The sequence below is a fragment of the Nostoc sp. MG11 genome (assembly GCF_014904695.1).
GTDB lineage: Bacteria > Cyanobacteriota > Cyanobacteriia > Cyanobacteriales > Nostocaceae > Komarekiella.
The window spans coordinates 21,818-42,188 of sequence record NZ_JACXXN010000010.1 but is presented as its reverse complement, the minus strand read 5'-3'; the positions used below and the strand labels follow the sequence as shown (position 1 = coordinate 42,188).

At 42.1% G+C, this 20,371-nt stretch carries 18 protein-coding genes; 10 read left to right on the top strand and 8 right to left on the bottom strand.

Annotation, left to right across the window (positions count from 1 at the left end; translation table 11 throughout):
- Positions 1-54: 54 nt before the first annotated feature.
- Positions 55-1,401, top strand: coding sequence for a glutathione-disulfide reductase (gene gorA / locus HCR01_RS16230; protein WP_193197182.1), 1,347 nt, complete (start codon positions 55-57; stop codon positions 1,399-1,401).
- 474 nt (positions 1,402-1,875) lie between these two features.
- Here gorA and HCR01_RS16225 read toward each other — a convergent pair whose 3' ends face one another.
- A complete protein-coding gene (locus HCR01_RS16225; protein WP_193197181.1) occupies positions 1,876-4,191 on the bottom strand; it encodes a CHASE2 domain-containing serine/threonine-protein kinase in 2,316 nt (771 codons plus the stop codon).
- A 213-nt stretch (positions 4,192-4,404) separates the two neighbouring features.
- Between HCR01_RS16225 and HCR01_RS16220 the strand changes: the two genes are divergently transcribed.
- From HCR01_RS16220 to dapF, 4 genes are all read left to right on the top strand, one after another.
- Positions 4,405-4,587 (top strand): hypothetical protein, encoded by a 183-nt coding sequence (locus tag HCR01_RS16220; RefSeq protein ID WP_193197180.1) that lies wholly within the window; start codon positions 4,405-4,407, stop codon positions 4,585-4,587.
- A gap of 343 nt (positions 4,588-4,930) precedes the next feature.
- Positions 4,931-5,452, top strand: coding sequence for an NYN domain-containing protein (locus HCR01_RS16215; RefSeq protein WP_162394409.1), 522 nt, complete (start codon positions 4,931-4,933; stop codon positions 5,450-5,452).
- Between the two features lie 95 nt (positions 5,453-5,547).
- Positions 5,548-7,152, top strand: coding sequence for a 2-isopropylmalate synthase (locus tag HCR01_RS16210; protein ID WP_193197179.1), 1,605 nt, complete (start codon positions 5,548-5,550; stop codon positions 7,150-7,152).
- A gap of 328 nt (positions 7,153-7,480) precedes the next feature.
- Positions 7,481-8,353, top strand: coding sequence for a diaminopimelate epimerase (gene dapF / locus HCR01_RS16205; protein WP_193197318.1), 873 nt, complete (start codon positions 7,481-7,483; stop codon positions 8,351-8,353).
- Positions 8,354-8,590: 237 nt separating this feature from the next.
- Here dapF and HCR01_RS16200 read toward each other — a convergent pair whose 3' ends face one another.
- Complete coding sequence (locus tag HCR01_RS16200; RefSeq protein ID WP_193197316.1) at positions 8,591-10,051, bottom strand: PLP-dependent aminotransferase family protein; 1,461 nt, start codon at positions 10,049-10,051, stop codon at positions 8,591-8,593.
- Between the two features lie 104 nt (positions 10,052-10,155).
- Here HCR01_RS16200 and HCR01_RS16195 point away from each other — a divergent pair, with 104 nt between their 5' ends.
- The 3 genes from HCR01_RS16195 to HCR01_RS16185 all read left to right on the top strand — a co-directional run bounded on the left by HCR01_RS16195 (position 10,156) and on the right by HCR01_RS16185 (position 12,799).
- Positions 10,156-10,632 carry a GNAT family N-acetyltransferase gene (locus HCR01_RS16195; protein WP_193197178.1) on the top strand — a complete coding sequence of 159 codons (477 nt, stop codon included), beginning with the start codon at positions 10,156-10,158 and terminating at the stop codon, positions 10,630-10,632.
- A 35-nt stretch (positions 10,633-10,667) separates the two neighbouring features.
- The gene (locus HCR01_RS16190; protein ID WP_193197177.1) at positions 10,668-11,339 is read left to right on the top strand and encodes a pyridoxamine 5'-phosphate oxidase family protein; all 672 of its coding nucleotides are present in this window, start codon (positions 10,668-10,670) and stop codon (positions 11,337-11,339) included.
- A 797-nt stretch (positions 11,340-12,136) separates the two neighbouring features.
- Positions 12,137-12,799 (top strand): SnoaL-like polyketide cyclase, encoded by a 663-nt coding sequence (locus tag HCR01_RS16185; protein ID WP_193197176.1) that lies wholly within the window; start codon positions 12,137-12,139, stop codon positions 12,797-12,799.
- Between the two features lie 93 nt (positions 12,800-12,892).
- Here the strand turns inward: HCR01_RS16185 and HCR01_RS16180 are convergent, their stop codons facing one another.
- The gene (locus HCR01_RS16180; protein ID WP_193197175.1) at positions 12,893-13,330 is read right to left on the bottom strand and encodes a GNAT family N-acetyltransferase; all 438 of its coding nucleotides are present in this window, start codon (positions 13,328-13,330) and stop codon (positions 12,893-12,895) included.
- 310 nt (positions 13,331-13,640) lie between these two features.
- Between HCR01_RS16180 and HCR01_RS16175 the strand changes: the two genes are divergently transcribed.
- Both HCR01_RS16175 and HCR01_RS16170 read left to right on the top strand, forming a co-directional pair.
- Positions 13,641-15,083: a RecQ family ATP-dependent DNA helicase gene (locus tag HCR01_RS16175; RefSeq protein WP_193197174.1), complete on the top strand. Its 1,443-nt coding sequence runs from the start codon at positions 13,641-13,643 to the stop codon at positions 15,081-15,083.
- A 75-nt stretch (positions 15,084-15,158) separates the two neighbouring features.
- Entirely contained in the window at positions 15,159-17,045 is a 1,887-nt protein-coding gene (locus HCR01_RS16170; RefSeq protein ID WP_193197173.1) for a S9 family peptidase, read from the top strand.
- Between the two features lie 63 nt (positions 17,046-17,108).
- On the opposite strand, the gene HCR01_RS16165 is transcribed toward HCR01_RS16170, so the two are convergent.
- The 5 genes from HCR01_RS16165 to pheS all read right to left on the bottom strand — a co-directional run bounded on the left by HCR01_RS16165 (position 17,109) and on the right by pheS (position 20,181).
- The gene (locus HCR01_RS16165) at positions 17,109-17,453 is read right to left on the bottom strand and encodes a DUF5615 family PIN-like protein (RefSeq protein ID WP_193197172.1); all 345 of its coding nucleotides are present in this window, start codon (positions 17,451-17,453) and stop codon (positions 17,109-17,111) included.
- Positions 17,450-17,743: a DUF433 domain-containing protein gene (locus HCR01_RS16160; protein ID WP_193197171.1), complete on the bottom strand. Its 294-nt coding sequence runs from the start codon at positions 17,741-17,743 to the stop codon at positions 17,450-17,452. Before HCR01_RS16160 ends, HCR01_RS16165 begins: the two co-directional genes overlap by 4 nt.
- 127 nt (positions 17,744-17,870) lie before the next feature.
- Positions 17,871-18,218: a hypothetical protein gene (locus tag HCR01_RS16155; RefSeq protein ID WP_193197170.1), complete on the bottom strand. Its 348-nt coding sequence runs from the start codon at positions 18,216-18,218 to the stop codon at positions 17,871-17,873.
- Between the two features lie 232 nt (positions 18,219-18,450).
- Positions 18,451-19,053 (bottom strand): Uma2 family endonuclease, encoded by a 603-nt coding sequence (locus HCR01_RS16150; RefSeq protein ID WP_193197169.1) that lies wholly within the window; start codon positions 19,051-19,053, stop codon positions 18,451-18,453.
- A 135-nt stretch (positions 19,054-19,188) separates the two neighbouring features.
- The gene (gene pheS / locus HCR01_RS16145; RefSeq protein WP_193197168.1) at positions 19,189-20,181 is read right to left on the bottom strand and encodes a phenylalanine--tRNA ligase subunit alpha; all 993 of its coding nucleotides are present in this window, start codon (positions 20,179-20,181) and stop codon (positions 19,189-19,191) included.
- Positions 20,182-20,371: the final 190 nt, after the last annotated feature.

The following is a 20,371-nucleotide window of genomic DNA, read 5'->3' as shown; positions in this document are numbered from 1 at the left end:
TATAAGGGATGAAATAGCTCTGCTTTCCAAACAGTTAAAAAGGAACAGATTTTTATGACATTTGATTACGATTTGTTTGTCATTGGCGCTGGGCCTGGGGGATTGGCAGCAGCTAAAAAAGCAGCAAGTTACGGCGTGCGTGTCGCCGTAGCTGAACAAGAAGCCCCCGGTGGTACTTGTGTTAATCGCGGCTGTATTCCCAAAAAATTAATTGTCTACGCTGCTGACTTCGCCCTGCAAAATCAAATGGCGTACAGTTACGGATGGAGTGAGTGTCAAGCACACTTTGACTGGACAATATTTATTAAGTCAGTACACCAGCATATTGACAGCATTAACCACTCCTATTTTCAGCAGTTGCACGACGCTGGAATTGAACTGATCCATGAACATGCCACTTTTATTAATGCCCATACTATCAATATTGATGGACGCAAAGTTACAGCAAACAAAATTTTAATTGCTGTGGGAGGTCAACCCGTCAAGCCAGACATCCCAGGTATAGAATACGCCATCACATCTCGCCAGATGTTTCACTTACCCTATCTGCCAAAACGGTTGGCAATTATTGGCGGTGGCTATATTGGCGCAGAATTTTCTAGCATGATGCATGCTTTCGACTGCGAGGTAACAGTTATCGAAAAAGATGAGATGATTTTATCGGGGTTTGATGATGACATCCGCTCTGCGATGCAACGGGGTTTGAGCAAACGGGGAATTCAATTTTTCACCAACAGCACTGCTCAAGAAATCAAATACTCAGAAGAGGGTTTGTTGTTAATGATTACTGGTAAGCGCCAAGAAATCATTACAGCAGACACTATCCTAGTAGCCGCAGGTTACACTCCGCATACCAAGAATCTCGGTTTAGAAAACGCCAATGTTGAACTTGACGAACAAGGCGCAATTAAAGTAGATGAATACAGCCGCACTAGCCAAGAAAACATTTTTGCTGTGGGTGACTGTACCGGCCGCTTGCAATTAACACCAGTTGCCAAGGCAGAAGGTAAAGCCTTTGCCGATACAGTTTTTGGCAATAAGCCACAAAAACTGAATTATGATTATGTACCATCTGCTGTTTTTTGCCGTCCAGAAGCAGCAAGCGTGGGGATGACAGAGGCAAAGGCGCGAGAAAAATTTGGTGAATCTGTAAAATGCTACTGCACCCAATTTCAACCGCTGTTATCTCAAATGACTAAGCAGGATGAGCAAACAACGATAAAGTTAGTAGTAGACGGCAATTCTGGGCAAGTTTTGGGCGCTCACATGGTGGGTGAACATGCAGCCGATATCATTCAAAGTTTGGGTGTTGCAATTCGTAAGGGTATCACCAAAGAAGACATAGATGAAACAATAGGTATTCATCCTACAGCAGGAGAAGAGTTCCTATCGTTAAGTTAAATTAGGGACTGACCAACTTTTCGGGGAGTCAAAAGTCAAAAGCACTTGGGTCAAAATCCCAAAAAAATTTACTCAATTTTGGGCTTTTCACCTTCGTGTCTTTGTCTTTAAAAGTTATGTTCGCCCTTGGCGTTGGCGCAGCCAGACGCTCGATGACTCGCTACCGCTACGCTATCGCCGGAAGCCGGCGCTCATACTTTTCGCAGTGGCTTTGTGGTTTAAAAGTCAATTTTTTAACCACAAAGGCGAAGGCAGCCGTGTGGGCGGGTTTCCCGCGCCACTTGCCACAACGGGGGGAACCCCCGCAAGGCAGTGGCTTGACTTGAACGGACTGCCCGTACTAAGACACAAAGAAAAATACATGACACCTTGAAAGGGCCATAGCATTAAAGAAGGATACAAACGAATGTATTTATTCATGAGGTGAATCTGGACTCTTGACTTGACATAGCGAAGCGGAGTAGTTGACACAGCCTAAGATTCACCTGGCCAAGGTTTAGTAGGAGCTTCGGAATCGTCTAAAGCTAAAGATGAGTTGTCTTGTAATACATATCTGCCTTGAGATACTACTTTGCCCAGCGCCTCAAGAGCTTCTAATGCAGACTGATATCGCTGTTTGAAGTCATCTTGCACCATTTTACTGAGAATCTCAGCGAAGGAGTTGCTTACCTGGGCCTTGTCGCTCCACCTTAACTCACCATAAGCGTCTCTATCTAGCTCATGAGGAGCTATACCAGTCAAGGCTTTAATCCCAATCATGCCGACTGCATAGATATCACTACTATACTGAGGACGCCCAAAACATTGCTCGCTTGGTGCATAACCTTGAGTCCCAATGCCAATGGTAAAGGGGGTTTGCTCTTGACTATCAAGCTGATTTGCGATGACTTCTTTGACAGCACCAAAGTCAATTAGTACCAGCTTGCGGTCTAAGTGTCGCCGAATAATATTACCAGGTTTAATATCCCGGTGAATCACATCGTTTTGATGGACAAATGTCAATGTTTGCAATAAATCCTTGACAATTTCGATAACTGTGGTTTCCAAAAGGGGTTTGTCTGATAGTAGTTCTTGACTTAGAGGATGACCAACTACATACTCTTGAACTAAATAAAATTCTTCGTCTTGCTCAAAATAAGCTAAGAGCTGAGGAATTTGGTTGTGTGTTCCCAGTTTTTCTAGTGTTTGCGCCTCGGAGTTAAATAAACGTCTAGCAAGTTGCAACCCTTCTGATTTGGTGCTGACTGGTTTTAGCTGTTTGACAACACATCGCGGGTAGCCAGGACGTTGGATATCTTCAGCAATGTAGGTTTCGCTGAATCCACCTGAACCGAGAACTTTCACAATTTTGTAGCGTCCAGCAAGTACTTTTCCCGATACAGCTAAATCTCGCTGCTGGAGTAAGTCTTGCAAATCATTTTGCTGGCTGATAATCTCTTGGACAACAGGGGAAGATTTATATCTTTGAAAAATGTCGATTAATTGGCGTGTTCTGAGCTTATCCCTAGCTACTTCAGTTCCCAGATAGGAAAGTCCGCTCATGGCGATCGCAAGCATTGGTATAGTAGTAGGAAAATTTAACTGACCATAGACGAATAACACATAGCTTATTCCTCCCCAAATACTAGCCAGGACGATGCTAGACAGCAATCTATTGATGCCGCGCTTGCTTGTAGTAATAAGTAAAACTGTACCGCCAACCAAAACTAGTACAAATAAACCCCGCAGCAATGGACTTTTAATTGCAACGGTGATTGCTTTACCTGTCATTAAAGTTGCGATCGCATTGGCATGAATTTCCACTCCAGACATCCGCTCAATGGTGTTGGTAGCAGCTATTGCATGATAATCATTGCTTAACTTATCTGTTGAACCAATCAAGACAATCTTATCTTTGAAAACCTTTCCCTGCTGCAAATAATTGTTCCAGTTTTCCGGCTCGAATACGTACCAAAAAGGAATTGGTTCAAATGTACCTGCACGTCCCCAAAAATAAATGCGATCGCCTTTTGGCTGAGGATATTTTACTTGGGCTGCTCTTAGTACTGCATCATCAAATGAGGGTAGTTTCGCTGTTAACAAATTATTTTCAGCTAACAATTTGGGAAACTCGCTCGCTAATCGGTGAACCTTACCGTCAACCTCTATGGGAAAATTAGCTGAACCAATGGACACTGACCCTGTACGAAAAATTTGTTGCGGCTGTGCCAGTTGCATGAACGGCCCTTGGTGCGTTTCAAAATTTTCGTAGAGTGCTGCTAAGGTGACTTTACTACCATATTTTTGTAATACTGCTTGGAGTTGGCGATCGTCGTCAACTCCGTAGCTACTTGGTGTGTCAAAAACGACATCTATCGCTACAGAGCGTACACCAGCCTTAATTAGCTTTGAAATTACCTGGGCGTATGCAGCACGTTTATAGGGAAAAGATTTCAGTGTTTCTAAGTAGGCATACTGTTGCGTATCTGTTTTATAGTACTGTTCGGGGACTGAGATTGACTGATCGTCTATAGCTAAAATTACAATATCTTCTGGAGGCACAATCGGCCCGCGCAGCTGAAAAAAAGTAGAAAGTGCTTGATTTTCCATTAATTGAACCAAGCCTAAATTAGAAGCACTCAGCAGTGCTGCCCCCATTGTTAAAGTACCAGCAAGTAGATGACCTAGACGAGCCATCAGCTTGGACTGGCGTACTGATACCGTCGAAGTTGCTTTTGTAGGTTTACTTAAAAGTCTATTGGCAGCAGAGACATATTTTTTAGTTAATGTAGATGTAGGTTCTTCTGCCATATCATGCTACTGATTGATTTAGGTACAACACTTTTATTTATTTAGTCCCTGTTTGAAAGCAATCACGTTGAAATAAGACTTAAATGAGAAACTTATATATTTGTAAAGTATCCTTTCTTCCTCAACGAACTTGTGTAGGTAGAGCTAGCCCTCAAGAGATTCCAACTCAAGTACTGTCTGATTTATTTTCTCTCTCTGAGTGAGTTATAACTTGTGATTATTCCACAGATTCAGAGCCAGAGATACTTCGCCTCTGCACTTGGTTGCAGCAAAATTTTACTCTACGATCGCCAACAGGTACAACCCAAACTACGAGGTCTACCAAAAGCTGTTCCAAAGGCGGATTCTGTCTCTAGTGCAATGTTGGTGTTCTCTATAAAGCGAGCCTTCTATTGACAGCAAAACTTATAGATAGGCATCAACTTATATCCTACCTTAAGCCTATGTTATACCTCTTTAGGAGTAAACTTTAGTGTTATACAGCAAAGAATGCTGTTACTCAGTCTATTTTATTGGTAGATTTTGATCACAGGGTGGCTCTTGCAGTGCCGGAGGTGAAAAAGGTCTAGCGCCCAGGATCTCAAATCCAATGTTTTAGCCGATTTTATGCTTTGAAAGCTGTAACATAAAAGCTATAGATGAAGAGTAACTTTATAGATATTAGCAAACTTGTCATTTGAGAATTGCTATAATCTATTGTTCCATCTAAATTCTTTTCTATTATTAGGTGTAAATTTCTATGGGTTCTCCAATGAATCGTCTGTCTATTTTTGTAGACGGAAACAATATGTTCTATGCTCAACAAAAAAATGGTTGGTTTTTCGACCCGCGGCGAGTCTTAGAATACTTCAAATACGAACAACCAGACACAGCCTTAATTAATGCATTCTGGTACACTGGTTTAAAAGATCCACAAGATCAACGAGGTTTCAGAGATGCTCTAATTAGTCTGGGATATACAGTACGAACTAAAATTCTCAAAGAATACTACGATGATTCATCTGGTCGTTACTCGCAAAAAGCTAATTTAGATATTGAAATTGTTGTAGATATGTTTAATACAGTAGAGCAGTATGACCGGGTAGTATTATTTAGTGGTGATGGAGATTTTGAAAGGGCAATTGAATTATTACGAGGAAAAAATACTTATATTACAGTAGTATCTACAGAAGGGATGATAGCTAGAGAATTGCGTAATGCTACGGACAGATATATAGATTTAAATGATATCAGAGATCAAATAGAAAAAACAGAAGGTTAATCAACTTAACAATTATTTACAAACGTAAGAGTAAAATAAAAACCAAGGTTGAAGATATTTTGAGCTACAAGTAAACATTAAACAGCAAAGTACAAATGACAAACAAAACAGAGCGAATCATCATTTTTGATACTACACTTCGAGATGGAGAACAGTGTCCAGGAGCAACTTTAAATATAGACGAAAAGTTAGTTATAGCAAAGCAACTAGCTCGTCTGGGTGTGGATGTAATTGAGGCAGGCTTTGCCTTTGCTAGCCCTGGAGATTTTGAGGCAGTTAGCAAAATTGCCCAAATTGTGGGGACAGAAAATGGACCTGTAATTTGTAGTTTGGCAAGAGCAATTAAAGCAGATATTGAAGCTGCGGCAGAAGCATTAAAGCCAGCAGTTAAAGGTAGGATTCACACATTTATTTCTACTTCTGATATTCATTTAGAGTATCAACTGCGGAAGTCACGAGCAGAAGTGTTAGCGATCGCCGAAGAAATGGTCGCTTATGCCAAGTCCTTCATGGCTGATGTAGAATTTTCTCCGATGGATGCTGCTCGTTCTGATCCAGAATTTCTTTACCAAGTGTTAGAGCGGACAATCGCTGCTGGTGCAACAACAGTTAATATTCCTGACACTGTGGGTTACATCACCCCCAGCGAATTTGGAGCAATAATTAAGGGCATTAAAGAAAATGTCCCCAACATTGATCAAGCGATTATTTCTGTTCACGGACATAATGATTTAGGCTTGGCAGTTGCTAACTTCTTAGAAGCTGTAAAAAATGGGGCGCGGCAACTAGAATGTACGATTAATGGTATTGGTGAACGAGCCGGAAATGCAGCACTAGAAGAGTTAGTGATGGCATTACATGTCCGGCGGCAATATTTTAACTTTTATTTCGGAAGACCAGCTGAATCTCAAGAACCCCTGACAAATATCGACACTCGTGAGATTTATAGAACCTCGCGCTTAGTTTCTAATTTGACAGGAATGCTAGTGCAACCAAATAAAGCAATAGTTGGAGCAAATGCCTTTGCCCATGAGTCTGGTATTCACCAAGATGGTGTGTTAAAAAATAAGCTCACCTACGAAATTATGGATGCCCAATTGATTGGCTTGACAGACAATCAAATAGTTTTGGGTAAACATTCAGGCAGAAATGCTTTCCGTACCCGCTTGAAAGAATTGGGCTTTGAACTGTCGGAAACCGAATTAAATAAAGCATTCGTCAAATTTAAAGAGGTAGCGGATAAAAAGAAAGAAATTTCTGATCGGGATTTGGAAGCGATCGCTAATGATGAAATCCAACAAGCACCCGATTTATTCCGTGTAGAATTGGTGCAAGTTTCCTGTGGGAGTAACGCCCGTCCCACTGCTACAGTTACCCTCCGCACCCCAGAAGGTGAAGAATTAACCGATGCGGCGATCGGTACTGGCCCAGTAGATGCAGTTTACAAGGCTATCAACCGTGTAGTGAATGTACCCAACCAGTTGATTGAGTTTTCTGTGCAATCAGTAACAGCTGGTATCGATGCGATTGGAGAAGTAACCATCCGTTTACGACATGAATCTAGAGTATTTTCTGGTCATGCTGCGAACACAGATATCATTGTTGCTTCTGCACAAGCTTATGTAAATGCGCTTAATCGGCTTTATGCATCTTTACAAACTCAAGAAAAGCCAGAGGAAGTATCTGCACAGAAAGTCTGAGATCATACCTGTCAAATTGCCCATAATAAAAAGTACCAAATCTGATTTTTAGCATCAGCTAAAAAACTCCTTCTCTAACTTGAAAATACTTTGTGTCTTAGTGTCTCTGTGGTTCAATATTTTTTACCACTAAGGCACTAAGACACAAAGAAAAAAAGGGTTTTGATTAGTTATGGTGTAATCAGTTCATGACGGCTACTTAGGGGAGGAGTTAAATGTGTGGTGACGGAAATTTGTTAGAAATCATGCTGACAGAAAAACATATCACTATCAGAGATAAGTACAGCAATTTTTTTGCCTTGTAGTGATGTGTGAGCAACCTAAATTGATCAAGTTCTACAAATATCATGCTCTTGGCAACGACTATCTAGTTATTAATCCCCAGGATTTATTATTTCCGCTTACCACTGAAAAAATTAAAACAATTTGCCATCGGAATTTTGGAATTGGCTCAGATGGTATCTTGTTGGGGCCACTAGCATCCGAAACAGCACAGTTTGGATTACGCATCTTCAACCCAGATGGGAGTGAGGCCGAAAAGAGTGGTAATGGACTGCGAATTTTTTCTCGCTACCTCTGGGATAGAGGTCTTGTTAGCGAAGAACCATTCACAATTGAAACTGTGGGTGGATTGGTTCAATCGGTTATCCAAGATGCAGGGAAAACGGTTCAGGTAGAGATGGGAAAAGTTAGTTTTTGGAGTAATGATATTCCAGTAGTTGGCGATGCCTACGGGGAGCTACGCCTACGCAGAGAAGTAATTGAAGAAAAAATCAATGTTAGCGATAAAACTTTTACCTTCTGTGCAGCGACTATTGGTAATCCGCACTGTGTGATTCCTCTAGCTGAAGTTAAGCCCGCCACTGCTAAACAGTATGGGCCAATATTAGAAGTTCATCCCTTCTTCCCAAATCGTACCAATGTTCAATTCATGAAAGTCTTAAACCGAAATACTATTCAAATTGAAATTTGGGAGAGGGGTGCTGGCTACACTTTAGCTTCAGGTAGTAGTAGCAGTGCAGCCGCGGCTGTTGCACATAAACTTGGTTTGTGCGATTCATCTATTACTGTGCAAATGCCTGGCGGAGAAATTTTGATTCAAGTAAACAATGATTTTACAATTTCTATGAAAGGTGCTGTGACGAAGGTTGCTGAAGGTGAATTATCAGCAGAATTGTTTGCAGTACTAAACAGTTTCTAAATTCGATAACGTCTTTATTACCGAAGTTCTGATCTAAGGCTTCCTTAGCTCAAACTTTTGTCTGTGTTCTCTGCGTTTCTGTGGTTAAATAATACCAATTTCAAAAAAGAATGTGACAGATAGACCATGTAGAGACGTTGCATTGCAACGTCTCTACCAAAAGATTTGTTGCAATCATTAATTTAATAGGTATAAATTAAAATCATATAGGCACAGAGGCACAAAGAGAAAAAAATTTCACAAAACTAGAATTTGAGCTAATCTGCGAATACCCTCTACTAGCTGCTGATCTGAGAGTTCACCGTAGCCGAAGATAAACTCACCTGTGTTATTGGGTTTGAGATACTGCAGTTTGGCAGACATCATACCAACGCCCATTTGAGCAGCACGTTGAATGATCTCTTCATCATTGAGATAGCTGTGCAATTTCACCATCAAATGAATTCCAGCCTTTTCTCCTAAAATAGTTGCTCGTTGTCCAAAGTGAACATTTAAAGCCTTAACAAGGACTTGACAACGCCGTTCATAAAGCGATCGCATTTTTCTAATATGACGTTCTAAATGCCCTTCAGCGATAAAGTCTGCAAGTACTTGCTGTTCTAGTAATGGTAGATGGCGATCGCTCAACCACTTTGCACGGGCAAATAAAGAAACTAAACTCTTTGGCAATACCAGATAGCCAATCCGCAATCCGGGAAAAAGCACTTTTGAGAAAGTACCAATGTACAGTACTGAGTCACTTCGATCCAATCCTTGCAAAGCAGGGATGGGTCTGTCACCATAGCGATATTCACTGTCGTAGTCATCTTCGATAATTAATCCCCCAGTCTGCTGTGCCCAAGCTAGTAATTCTAAGCGGCGAGGTAAAGACAAGATTGCACCAGTTGGGAACTGGTGAGAAGGCGTTACGTACACCAGTGGGATTGGTTGGCTGGCGTATACCAGTTCCTTCACTATCAAGCCTGAGCTATCGACAGTAATCGGTAAGAGTTGAGCGCCCTGAGACTGAAAAATGAGGCGTGCGCTCATATAGCCAGGGTCTTCAAGTGCAATGACATCCCCAGGTTCGATCAAAAGACGCACGATTAAATCGAGTGCTTGCTGAGTACCATTAACAATCAACACTTGATTGGGTTCACACTTGACAGCACGGGAAGTAGAAAGATAGCGAGCGATCGCTTCCCGCAAAGGTTTGTAACCCAGGGGTTCTGTCGAGTAATCCAGCCAACTCAAATTGCAGTAAAAGTAACGAGATAGTAACCTGCGCCACAGCTTGAGGGGAAATTGATCAAAAGCTGGTCTTCCGTAGCGAAAGTTAATCGGGGCATCAGGTTCGGTGATTTTCGGGACATTCTCTATTTGGGCTAAACCTGCCCCATAGCGATTTAATTTGATTGGTGGACGAGTAATTTGACTAGACTCTATGGGCGTTGAATGCAGCAGGTCATCGGGAAGTTGAGCGCACACAAACGTACCAGAACCTACAATCGTTGTCAAATAACCCTCACTCAAAAGTTGTTCATAGCTTTGGGTAACAGTAGTGCGAGAAACTCCTAGAGATTGTGCCAGCGATCGCGTCGAAGGAACACGTCTTTCAGGCGACAACCGCCCGCTGAGAATAGCTTGACGCAGTTCTTGATATAGCTGCTGATGCAGTGGTAGAGCAGAATTGCTGTCGAGGGCGATCGCTAAATCCATAATCTGATAATGAAAGTGGACTGGTATTAAATTATCAAATTGGCTCTTGTCTAAGACCACTTGGGGAATTACGCTGACAGTTGTTGAAATAAGCACCCTCAAAGATGCTGACGGAACACATCACCATTAGAGAAGCAATTCCCCAAGAAGGCTCACTGATTGCACAGCACTTTTATCAAATGTGGCGAGATATTGGCATTCCTGATGAAGCTATCGACCCTAACTGGCTTGATATTACTCTCCAGTTTACTGAACAAGCTCGTGAGGATTTGTTTTACAAAGCTTTTGTGGCAGAAGTGAACAACGCAGTTGTGGGATCTGCAAGTTGTCAATTGCTTGCAGGTTTATACCCAAATGTGCTGAAAGCGCAATACCGAAAATTCGGATACATCTGGGGTGTTTACGTTGAACCGTCTCATCGCAGACAAGGCATTGCCAAACACTTAACTAATAGTGCGATCGCTCATTTAAAAGCGATTGGTTGCACGCGAGTAGTTCTCAATGCTTCTCCATCAGGTAAACCAGTCTACTCCAGCCTTGGTTTCTCACAGAGCAATGCAATGCACCTGGATTTGATGTAAATACAGTAATTTTCTTGTAATTGGAGCAAATAGTTATGAGCAGTTTAGATCGTATTAATCCCACACAGCGCAGTCAGATCAAACGAGTATCCCAAAGGGGAAATTATGAGCGTCAGGTAATCTATGAGATTTTGGACGAAGGGTTAGTCTGCCATCTAGGATTTGCCGTAGATGGACAGCCATTTGTCATTCCCACTGCTTATGGTCGAGTAGAAGACCAAGTGTACATTCATGGCTCACCAGCTAGTCGGATGTTGCGATCGCTTCAGACTGGTATCGAGGTTTGCTTGACTGTCACCTTGCTAGATGGGCTAGTACTGGCGCGATCTGCGTTCCACCACTCGATGAACTATCGTTCTGTAGTAATATTTGGTACAGCAACTATAGTCCAAGACGCTGAACAGAAATTAGCAGCTCTGCAAGCTTTCACTGACCATGTAGTGCCGAGACGATGGGCACAAGTGCGCCAACCCAGCCGCCAGGAGTTACAAGGAACTCTAGTGCTTTCCCTACCTTTAGCAGAGGCATCTGCCAAAGTGCGGACAGGCCCACCACTGGATGATGAAGCCGACTACGCTTTACCAGTGTGGGCGGGTGTTGTGCCACTGCAATTAGTTGCCGGAAAGGCGATCGCCGATTCTCGTGTGCAGTCAACGATTAACATACCAGCTGAAGTACAAAACTACACACGTTTGCATATCAAGTAAGGCGATGAAGGTTGAAGGCAAAGGCATCTGACCCGCCATTGTTAAACAGTAGGGCCAATATTTGGAGGTTTATCCCTTCTTCCCAAATCGTACGAATGTTCAATTCCAGAACTTACGCACTCAGATCCCCCAACCCCCTTAGAAAGGGGGCTTTAGACGTTCCCCCTTTTTTAAGGGGAGCCAGCGCGGTCTTCTCCCAAGGGGCTACGGTGTACACACAAGTCTTTTAGAGTTGCCCCACAGGCTTTTGATCCCCCCAACCCCCCTTCAAAAGGGGGGCAAAAACCTCTCAAAGTCCCCCTTTTGAAGGGGGATTTTAGGAGGATATACAACGATTTTGGTTTTGTACAGAGATGTGTGTACACCGTAGGAGAAGGGGAGACGCAATCATGCGATGGGGTCTCCCCAAGTGGAGCGACTGGCGTGGGTTAGGGGGGATCGGGGTTTCAGGCTTCAGTGCGTAAGTCCAACAATTCATAAAAATCAGGACTTACGCAAAAGTTGCCAAAAAGCTTAATTTATCGTTCGCGTAGCGTGCCGGAGGCATACCGCCAAGACGCCTTCTCTGCGAGAGGCTCCGCCAACGCGCAGCGTCTCGTAGAGAAGAACGCCGAGAATTTGTAGAGTGTGCGTAAGTCCTAAAAATCTTGAACCGAAATACCATTCAAATTGAAATTTGGGAGAGGGGTGCTGGCTACACTCAAGTATGAATATTTTTTACTTTTTAGATTTTCTGATTTATTTAATACCCAGAAAACTTTATTCTAAAAAACGATGTTTATAATCAGTCCACTTGTATGAGTAGCGAGAAAACTACAGAATTGCCGCTCTGGGTACAAGATAGAGATATAGTCATTGCTCATGATGAAGAAGTACAGTGGCGAGAAGGAAGACGTCCTGATTATTCTTACACCAATGAATCTCTTCATCAAGAGAGTAAATTTCAACATCCAGAAGGTTCTTTAGAAGCGATCGCCCAAAATTTAGTCCGAACTTTTGAGATGGAAGCTTCTCATAAAACTAATCCTCAACAGTGGCTTTCGATTGTTACTGATAAGTTTAAGATGAGTAGTAATGGGGGACAACAATACACTGCCCAAGATGTTGCAGTAGAAGGTACTTATAACTTATTTCTGGGTGAAAGTGAGCAGTATAGCTCCAAATCAGAAACCTTTGAATCTTCATTTGAACTTTTTCATAATGCCTTTTCTAATGGATTTCTTTGGGAATTGACAGAAGTTCTTTCAGGTCCGCCTAATGTTACCTTTAAGTGGCGACATTGGGGAACATTTAATGGTTCTTATAAAGATTATGTACCCACAGGAGAAACAATAGAAATAGTAGGAGTTAGTATTGCTCGTGTTACTGATGATTTAAAGATTGAATCTTTAGAGCATTATTTTGATAATAATACCTTTTTGCAAAAATTAACCGCAGGTGGTTGTCCTTTCCATTCCTAAAACCTTATGGTGGGGTTTATGAGCCGCCCACCATATTATTACATTCCTTCTGCTTTCTGCCTGCTTCACGCTAACCTATTTACTTGCGATCGCTTACACTTGATAAGCGTTGGGATTTAAACGCATCATGATTTTTTCCGGTTCTGTCAAATTTTTAAAACCATAACGGCGATAAAGTCCATGAGCATCTTTTGTGCCTAACAACCACCTTTGAACGTCTTGTAACTCTGGATATTCTAAAATATATTCTACAAACCATTTCCCTAAACCCTGCCCTCGATAAGGCTCCAGAATAAAAACATCTTTTAACAACGCAGAAGTTGCATAATCAGTAATAACTCTCGCAAAACCAACTTGTTTTTCACCTTCATAAAGTCCAAAACATAAAGAATTTTTTATTGCTTTTTCTACAGTGGCTAAAGGGATGTTCTCAGCCCAATAGGAAGTCTGTAAAAAATCATGAATCATTTGAATATCTAGTTTAGATTTATCACTATTGATATAAAACTTATGTTTTAATTCTTCGTTCATATCATTGCATCTTTTATTTAATAGACCTCTTGCAAAAGTCCAAAAATCAGTAATGTCATTCTGTAGCTTGCTTCCCGCAGGATGCGTAACGCAGTGCAGAGAGGAATCTCACTCAGATGTTTCGCTCCGCTCAACATGACATTTTAAGCATTTATGCAAGAGGTCTAATATATTGAGACATAAGAATTAATTTTAATTCATTATTGTGGTCAATGAATTGCAACATAAGATGATGAAATTACTGAACCATTAGCTAGAAAGCAGAGGCTATATTCAGTGTTCAAGGATATGGGTGCATCTACTATTGATTATGAATCAGCCAACAACAAAATCTTGGCAAGAAGTCCGCGCAGCTTTTAAAAAAATCTGGGGTTATGAAGATTTCCGTTCACCACAGGGAGAAATTATCAGTAGTTTATTGGCACAAAAAGACGCACTGATTATTATGCCCACTGGTGGCGGAAAGTCGATTTGCTTTCAACTTCCTGCACTGCTACAAACAGGATTAACTTTAGTAGTTTCGCCCTTGGTAGCGCTGATGGAAAATCAAGTACAGGAACTACGACAAAGTCACCAAAAAGCTGCACTTTTACATAGTGAATTGTCTTCATATCAACGCCGTGCAACTCTGCAAGCTTTGGAACGTCAACAGCTAAGATTACTTTATTTATCGCCGGAGACTTTACTGAGTGCGCCAGTATGGGAAAGATTATGTCACCCGGAATTGCAAATTAACGGTTTGATTTTGGATGAAGCCCATTGTTTAGTGCAATGGGGTGAAACCTTTCGACCAGCTTATCGCAGATTAGGAGCGGTACGGCCTGCATTACTCAAATCAAAACCACCAGGAACAAAAATCAGCATCGCTGCTTTTACTGCGACTGCTGACCCCTTAGCCCAAAAAATCATTCAAACAGTTTTACAATTACAGCAACCAGAGATTTTTCGCCTGAATCCTTACCGTCCTAACTTGCATCCCAGCGTCCGCATAGCTTGGACACCGCAAGGTAGGAAACAACAATTATTAAAGTTTATTCAAAATAGACCCCAACAATCCGGTTTAGTTTATGTCCGCACTCGGCGAGATAGCGAGAATTTAGCCCAATGGTTAGCAGAGATGGGTTATGCCACAGCTAGTTATCATGCGGGATTAGGTGCAGCAGAACGCCGTGCAGTAGAAGCAAGCTGGTTAGGCGGAAAAATGCCCTTTGTGGTCTGTACCTGTGCATTTGGTATGGGGATAAATAAACCAGATGTGCGTTGGGTAATTCACTTTCACGCACCGCATCTGTTGTCTGAATATGTGCAAGAAATTGGTCGGGCTGGACGGGATGGGAAACCAGCTGAGGCGCTGACTTTGGTGAGTGAACCGACGGGGTGGTTAGACCCAGAAGATAAGCACAGACAGCAGTTTTTTCAACAACAAATGCGATCGCAACAACAAATAGCCCAACAATTAGTCAAAAAACTGCCAAAACAGGGAGAAATCAATGCAGTGACGCGACAATTTCCCGAAGCTGCGATCGCTTTAGCTTCACTTCACAGCAGCGGTCAGCTAAACTGGCTTGACCCGTTTCATTACAGCATTCAGCAAGGCGCGAAAAATCAGCCATCAACACAATTACACGCTGCAAAACAAATGCATCAATATCTGACTACCAAGCAGTGTCGTTGGCAGTTTTTGTTAAATGCTTTTGGTTTTGATAAAGAAGCTACTAACTGGCGTTGCGGACATTGTGATAATTGCTGCTGATAGGTTCACCCAATGGGATGAATTGTCATGTTCTCTACCAAGTGACAATAAGGGAGTCAAGTAGAGAATGAAAATATGTCATCTGCACAAGCAACCGCACTACCAACCCTGATTCCACGCGAAATTCTCTTTGGGAACCCTGAAAAAACTAGCCCACGACTCTCGCCTGATGGCAAGTACTTGGCTTATATCGCCCCAGACGAAAACAATGTCTTACAAGTCTGGTTGCGAACAGTAGGACAAGAAGACGACCAAATACTAACTGCTGATAAAAAACGTGGCGTCCGCATTTTCTTCTGGACTTATAACGCCGACCAGTTGATTTATATGCAAGACTCGGACGGTGACGAAAACTTTCACCTCTACTTGGTTAATGTTCAGTCAAAGATTGTGCGTGACCTAACTCCATTCCAGGGTGTAAAAGCCGAAGTAGTGGGACTGGAACCCAAATTTCCAGATCAAGTACTGGTAGGGATGAACTTAAACAATCCTCAAAAGTTTGATATATACCGTATAAACCTGAAAAATGGTGCAGTTGAGTTCGACACTGACAACCCCGGTAACATTATCAGTTGGACAGAGGATGCCAAGTTGCAAGTACGTGCAGCCACAGCTAGCACTCCTGATGGTGGTTACGACTTGTTATTGAAAACGCCAGACCAACAGTGGGAAATTCTCCGCCACTGGGGGCCGGAGGAGGAAGGGAGTGCTGTTAGCTTTTCGGCTGATGGTAAAACACTTTATATTGAAGGCAATCACGACGCCAACGCCCTACGTCTGCTAGCTATTGACTTAGATACTCATCAGGAAACTGTCATTACTGAAGATAAACAGTATGATGTCGCGGGGATAATTATCCAGCCATTAACGCGAGTTATCCAAGCAATTTCTTTTTATAAAGACAAACAGGAATGGCAAATAATCGACCAGAGTATCGCCGCTGATTTTGAGGAACTTGCCAAGGTGCGTCCTGGAGAGTTTTCTCTAATTAGCCGCGACTTAGAAGACAAAACTTGGCTAGTGGCTTACAACACTGACAATGGCCCAGTTTATTACTATTCTTACAACCGAGAGTCGAAAACTAGCACTTTTCTCTTTAGTAACCAACCTAAACTTGAAGGGTTGCAGTTAGCATTAATGCAACCAATTAGCTTCGAGGCACGGGATGGTTTGACTATCCACGGTTACTTAACAACTCCGGTGGGTATACCTGCCCAGAATCTACCAACAGTATTGCTAGTTCACGGTGGCCCTTGGGTGCGGGATACATGGGGTTTAGATCCGGAGGCACAATGGCTAGCTAACCGAGGTTATGCTGTGCTGCAAGTTAATTATCGCGGTTCCACTGGCTATGGTAAAGCATTTGTGAATGCTGGCAATCGCGAATGGGCTGGCAAAATGCACGACGACTTGATTGACAGTATTAACTGGTTAGTAGAACAAGGTATTTCCGATCCGCAAAAGATTGCAATTATGGGTGGTTCTTATGGTGGTTACGCTACCTTAGTGGGATTGACTTTTACACCAGAAGTTTTTGCCGCTGGTGTAGATATTGTAGGCCCAAGTAGCTTGATTACCCTGATCCAAACTATACCGCCTTATTGGGAACCACTCAAAGCAATGCTTTATCACCGTGTTGGTAATTTAGAGACAGAACAGGAGTTTCTCAAATCGCGATCGCCTTTATTTTTTGCTGACCGCATTCAAAAACCTTTGCTCATCGGTCAAGGTGCAAACGATCCACGGGTGAAACAGTCAGAAAGTGACCAAATTGTCACAGCCATGCAGCAAGCTGGTTTACCAGTGCAATATGTACTTTACCCCGATGAAGGACATGGTTTTGCTAGACCAGAAAATCGCTTGCATTTTTATGCGATCGCTGAGGAGTTTCTCGCCAAATACTTAGGTGGTAGATTTGAACCTTTGGGAGATATCCCAGGTCATTCAGGAGTAGTTAAATAAAGTCTCAAAAAGTGTGGTTAGTGTCATTCACTGACCACCTTAATATTTTTACTTTGGAATAATTCATGCATACAACAACTGATTTCTAATTTCATCAGCCGTTAGTGTGCTTACTAGAATACCAATCCGTTGCGCCACTTCATAAGCGTTTTTTTGAGGCACAACGATAATACCAAAATGTTCTCTATTCTCCTCTAGATACTGGAGATGCAACCGCTCAAAATCGACACGGTTATGTGTCAGAATACATCTGCCTACAGAAGTTGCAAATTCAAGTTGTTCGCGGTCAGTTTTGCCGAGGGTTGCTTGTTCCGAAACAGTTGTGATATCCAGACCGCGCGAACGTAACAGTGTAGCAACCAACGCTGACATGTCCTCATCGTTATAAAGTGCAGTAAAAACCGTCACGATTGGCCCAATATAGCTTTTACAGATGGATGTATTAATTCATCGGGTACTCGGTTTCGCTCAATGTATTCATTAATCTCTGCTTGATGATCGAGATAAAAACTCAAGGAATCAAACACTTGTGCCAGCGTTAAATGCGGCAAATGGTTCAGGATTTCTTCTGGCATAATCCCCAGTCGCCACAAACCGACAATGGCACGAACAGATGTGCGAGTACCTATAATAATTGGCTCTCCACTCAAAATTTCAGGGTTGCGGGTAACGTAGCGCGAGGAAGTTTCAGCAAACATAGAACGAATCCCTCAGCAGAACTGGCGTTGCTTCTAGTTTACCAATAGTTCTGGTTACAGCAGGCTGGTTTACTTGTGCAATATGTAACAGCGATGAAGGAAATGGCTTTACTAGACCAGAAAATCGCTAAATATCAAATGGATCTATGATGTTAGGATTTCTTGTAAATTCATTTTTATATTCTCTTAATACTTGTTGAAAATTGTCAGAAGTTACACCGTTAGGACACATAATAAATTTATGATATAAATCATCTAGACTGATTAATCTATCTTCCTCAAAAGAATATTGTTTATAAATTGTTAAATTTTCATACTTTGAGATGTAGTTTGCATCCTTCATATCATTAATAAAAATATCAGGAGGGTTAGCCTGATACTTTTGCATTGCATCTACTATGACTAAATAATGTTGAGCACTAGGATCTAATTTATATTTTGCTAAAGTAAAATATATTATTTCAGCGGCATTCATAAGTATATATTGAATTGAATGATTACACTTATAATATAAAAGTTAGCTAATTATACATCGTAAATATATTTAAATTGATAACTAGAAAAGATACTACTTTGAGTGTAAGATTCTAAGTATCTTGAGGCGTATATACCAAGGCTTTTACCAGAAGCAATAGCGGCGACCGCGCAAGAAAACTGGGCGATCGCATCTCTAAAATCACTTCATCTGTCTTCTTTTTAAATTTAAACTAACAAATGGCATCACCCGCATGGCTTTCTCCAGCGTTGAGTATTTGCTCTGCGGTTAGCTGTAATTCTGTGAAGATAGTAGAAACAATTAATGTGTTTCCTACAAATACAGTTTCTTCATAAAGCCCATCAACTAATGTTAGTACAGTAATCCTGTTCATTTGGGGGTCAACAATCCAATATTCAGCAATTCCTCTTGCAGCATACTCGGAACGTTTGTAGCGATAGTCCCGGTCTTCATTAGCTTTGCCAGGAGAAACGACTTCGATAACCAGTGCTGGAGGTGGCATATCCAAAGTAATTGTGGATCTCGTTGAGCCTTGTAAAGCTTTTGCTAGTTCATCTGTTAGCACAACAAGATCAGGAATGCGAGTTGTCGCACGAGAACCAGCAACAACAATTTCAGCTTTGTTACTCAACCGATTGAACGGGACGAACTTGAGGAAATTTACTAGCAAAAAGAGAGATATCTGGACATTTTTTGGGCTTTCGGGTGGCATTGCAACTAACTCACCTGCCACCAGTTCATACTGGCTATCCGTGCCATCGTCATACTTCAAATATTCCTCAAGCGTTAGACGTTTGCCAGTGATTGCAGTCATATCGCTTCAATAGAAGTTAGATACTAATAGCTTACCAAATTTATTCTGGTACAATTTCGTTGACTATTAAAACAATGAACAGTTATCAACTTTACTGATAACTGTTCACTAATAACTGATTGACCTTGCAATTGCCTAAAACTGCTGCAAAAAACGCAAATCGCTAGCGTATAAGCGGCGAATATCGTCAATTTGGTGTAACACCATTGCAAAGCGTTCTACACCAAAACCGGCAGCAAACCCGGTATAAACTTCTGGGTCGTAACCCACAGACTTGAGTACATTTGGATCGACCATACCGCAGCCCATCACCTCCAACCAGCGCCCATTCCACTGCAAATCTACTTCAGCCGAGGGTTCGGTAAACGGGAAATAACTGGCGCGGAAGCGAATTGGCAAATCGCCAAATACTGCCTGTAGAAATACCTTAATTGTGCCTTTGAGGTCGGTAAAAGTTAATCCCTCGTCAATTGCTAAAAGTTCTATTTGATGGAAAACTGCTGAGTGAGTGGCGTCTACATTATCTCGCCGATAAACTCGCCCAGGAGCAACAACCCGGATGGGTGGCTCCTCTCTTTCCATGTAACGAATTTGCACTGACGATGTATGAGTACGTAGGAGATTACCATCTGGCAGGTAGAAAGTATCCTGCATATCACGGGCGGGGTGGTCAGGTGGGGTATTGAGAGCCTCGAAATTATAATAATCTGTTTCCATTTCTGGCCCTTGAGCCACCGTATAGCCCATACCGACAAAGATATCCAGCGCCCGGTCAATAATGCCATTTAAGGGATGGATGCGACCTTGAGGGCGGTAAATTCCCGGCATAGTCACATCTAAAGTTTCAGCCTCTAGCTGTGCCTCAATTTGCGCGGCTTCTAAGGCGGCGCGTTGCTGGTCTAAACTAGTTTGCAGGGACTCTTTGACTGTATTGGCGATCGCCCCAATTTTCGGTCGTTCCTCTGCACTCATTTGCCCCATACTCCGCAACAGTGCCCCCAGTTGCCCTTTTTTACCCAGATAGCTTACTCTGAGTTCTTCTAGGCGTTCTAGGGTATCGGCGGCTGCGATCGCTTTTTCTCCTTCTTGCCGCAGTGCTAAAAGTTGAGCCTCTAAATTGCTAGTCATTGGTTAATTAGTCATTAGTCATTAGTCATTAGTCTATAGTCCAAAGCTCAAGACTGCTCAACAAATCACCTGAGCATTGTGCCATTGCTGAAATCAAAGGTAAGGGTCGAAGCTAGACTTTATGTTTACCAGTTTAGAGTTAACTGAATGTATGTATATTTTTTGTTCTAAACTTGTGACCCTTGACATT

Coding starts and splice junctions, on each gene's coding strand:
- HCR01_RS16215 (WP_162394409.1), top strand. CDS start 4,931: ATGGGTTCTCCAATGAATCGTCTGTCTATTTTTGTAGACGGAAACAAT.
- pheS (WP_193197168.1), bottom strand. CDS start 20,181: ATGACTAGCAATTTAGAGGCTCAACTTTTAGCACTGCGGCAAGAAGGA.
- HCR01_RS16150 (WP_193197169.1), bottom strand. CDS start 19,053: ATGACTGCAATCACTGGCAAACGTCTAACGCTTGAGGAATATTTGAAG.
- HCR01_RS16185 (WP_193197176.1), top strand. CDS start 12,137: ATGAGTAGCGAGAAAACTACAGAATTGCCGCTCTGGGTACAAGATAGA.
- HCR01_RS16175 (WP_193197174.1), top strand. CDS start 13,641: ATGAATCAGCCAACAACAAAATCTTGGCAAGAAGTCCGCGCAGCTTTT.
- HCR01_RS16190 (WP_193197177.1), top strand. CDS start 10,668: ATGAGCAGTTTAGATCGTATTAATCCCACACAGCGCAGTCAGATCAAA.
- HCR01_RS16200 (WP_193197316.1), bottom strand. CDS start 10,051: ATGGATTTAGCGATCGCCCTCGACAGCAATTCTGCTCTACCACTGCAT.
- HCR01_RS16210 (WP_193197179.1), top strand. CDS start 5,548: ATGACAAACAAAACAGAGCGAATCATCATTTTTGATACTACACTTCGA.
- HCR01_RS16170 (WP_193197173.1), top strand. CDS start 15,159: ATGTCATCTGCACAAGCAACCGCACTACCAACCCTGATTCCACGCGAA.
- HCR01_RS16160 (WP_193197171.1), bottom strand. CDS start 17,743: ATGTTTGCTGAAACTTCCTCGCGCTACGTTACCCGCAACCCTGAAATT.
- HCR01_RS16180 (WP_193197175.1), bottom strand. CDS start 13,330: ATGAACGAAGAATTAAAACATAAGTTTTATATCAATAGTGATAAATCT.
- HCR01_RS16155 (WP_193197170.1), bottom strand. CDS start 18,218: ATGAATGCCGCTGAAATAATATATTTTACTTTAGCAAAATATAAATTA.
- HCR01_RS16225 (WP_193197181.1), bottom strand. CDS start 4,191: ATGGCAGAAGAACCTACATCTACATTAACTAAAAAATATGTCTCTGCT.
- gorA (WP_193197182.1), top strand. CDS start 55: ATGACATTTGATTACGATTTGTTTGTCATTGGCGCTGGGCCTGGGGGA.
- HCR01_RS16195 (WP_193197178.1), top strand. CDS start 10,156: ATGCTGACGGAACACATCACCATTAGAGAAGCAATTCCCCAAGAAGGC.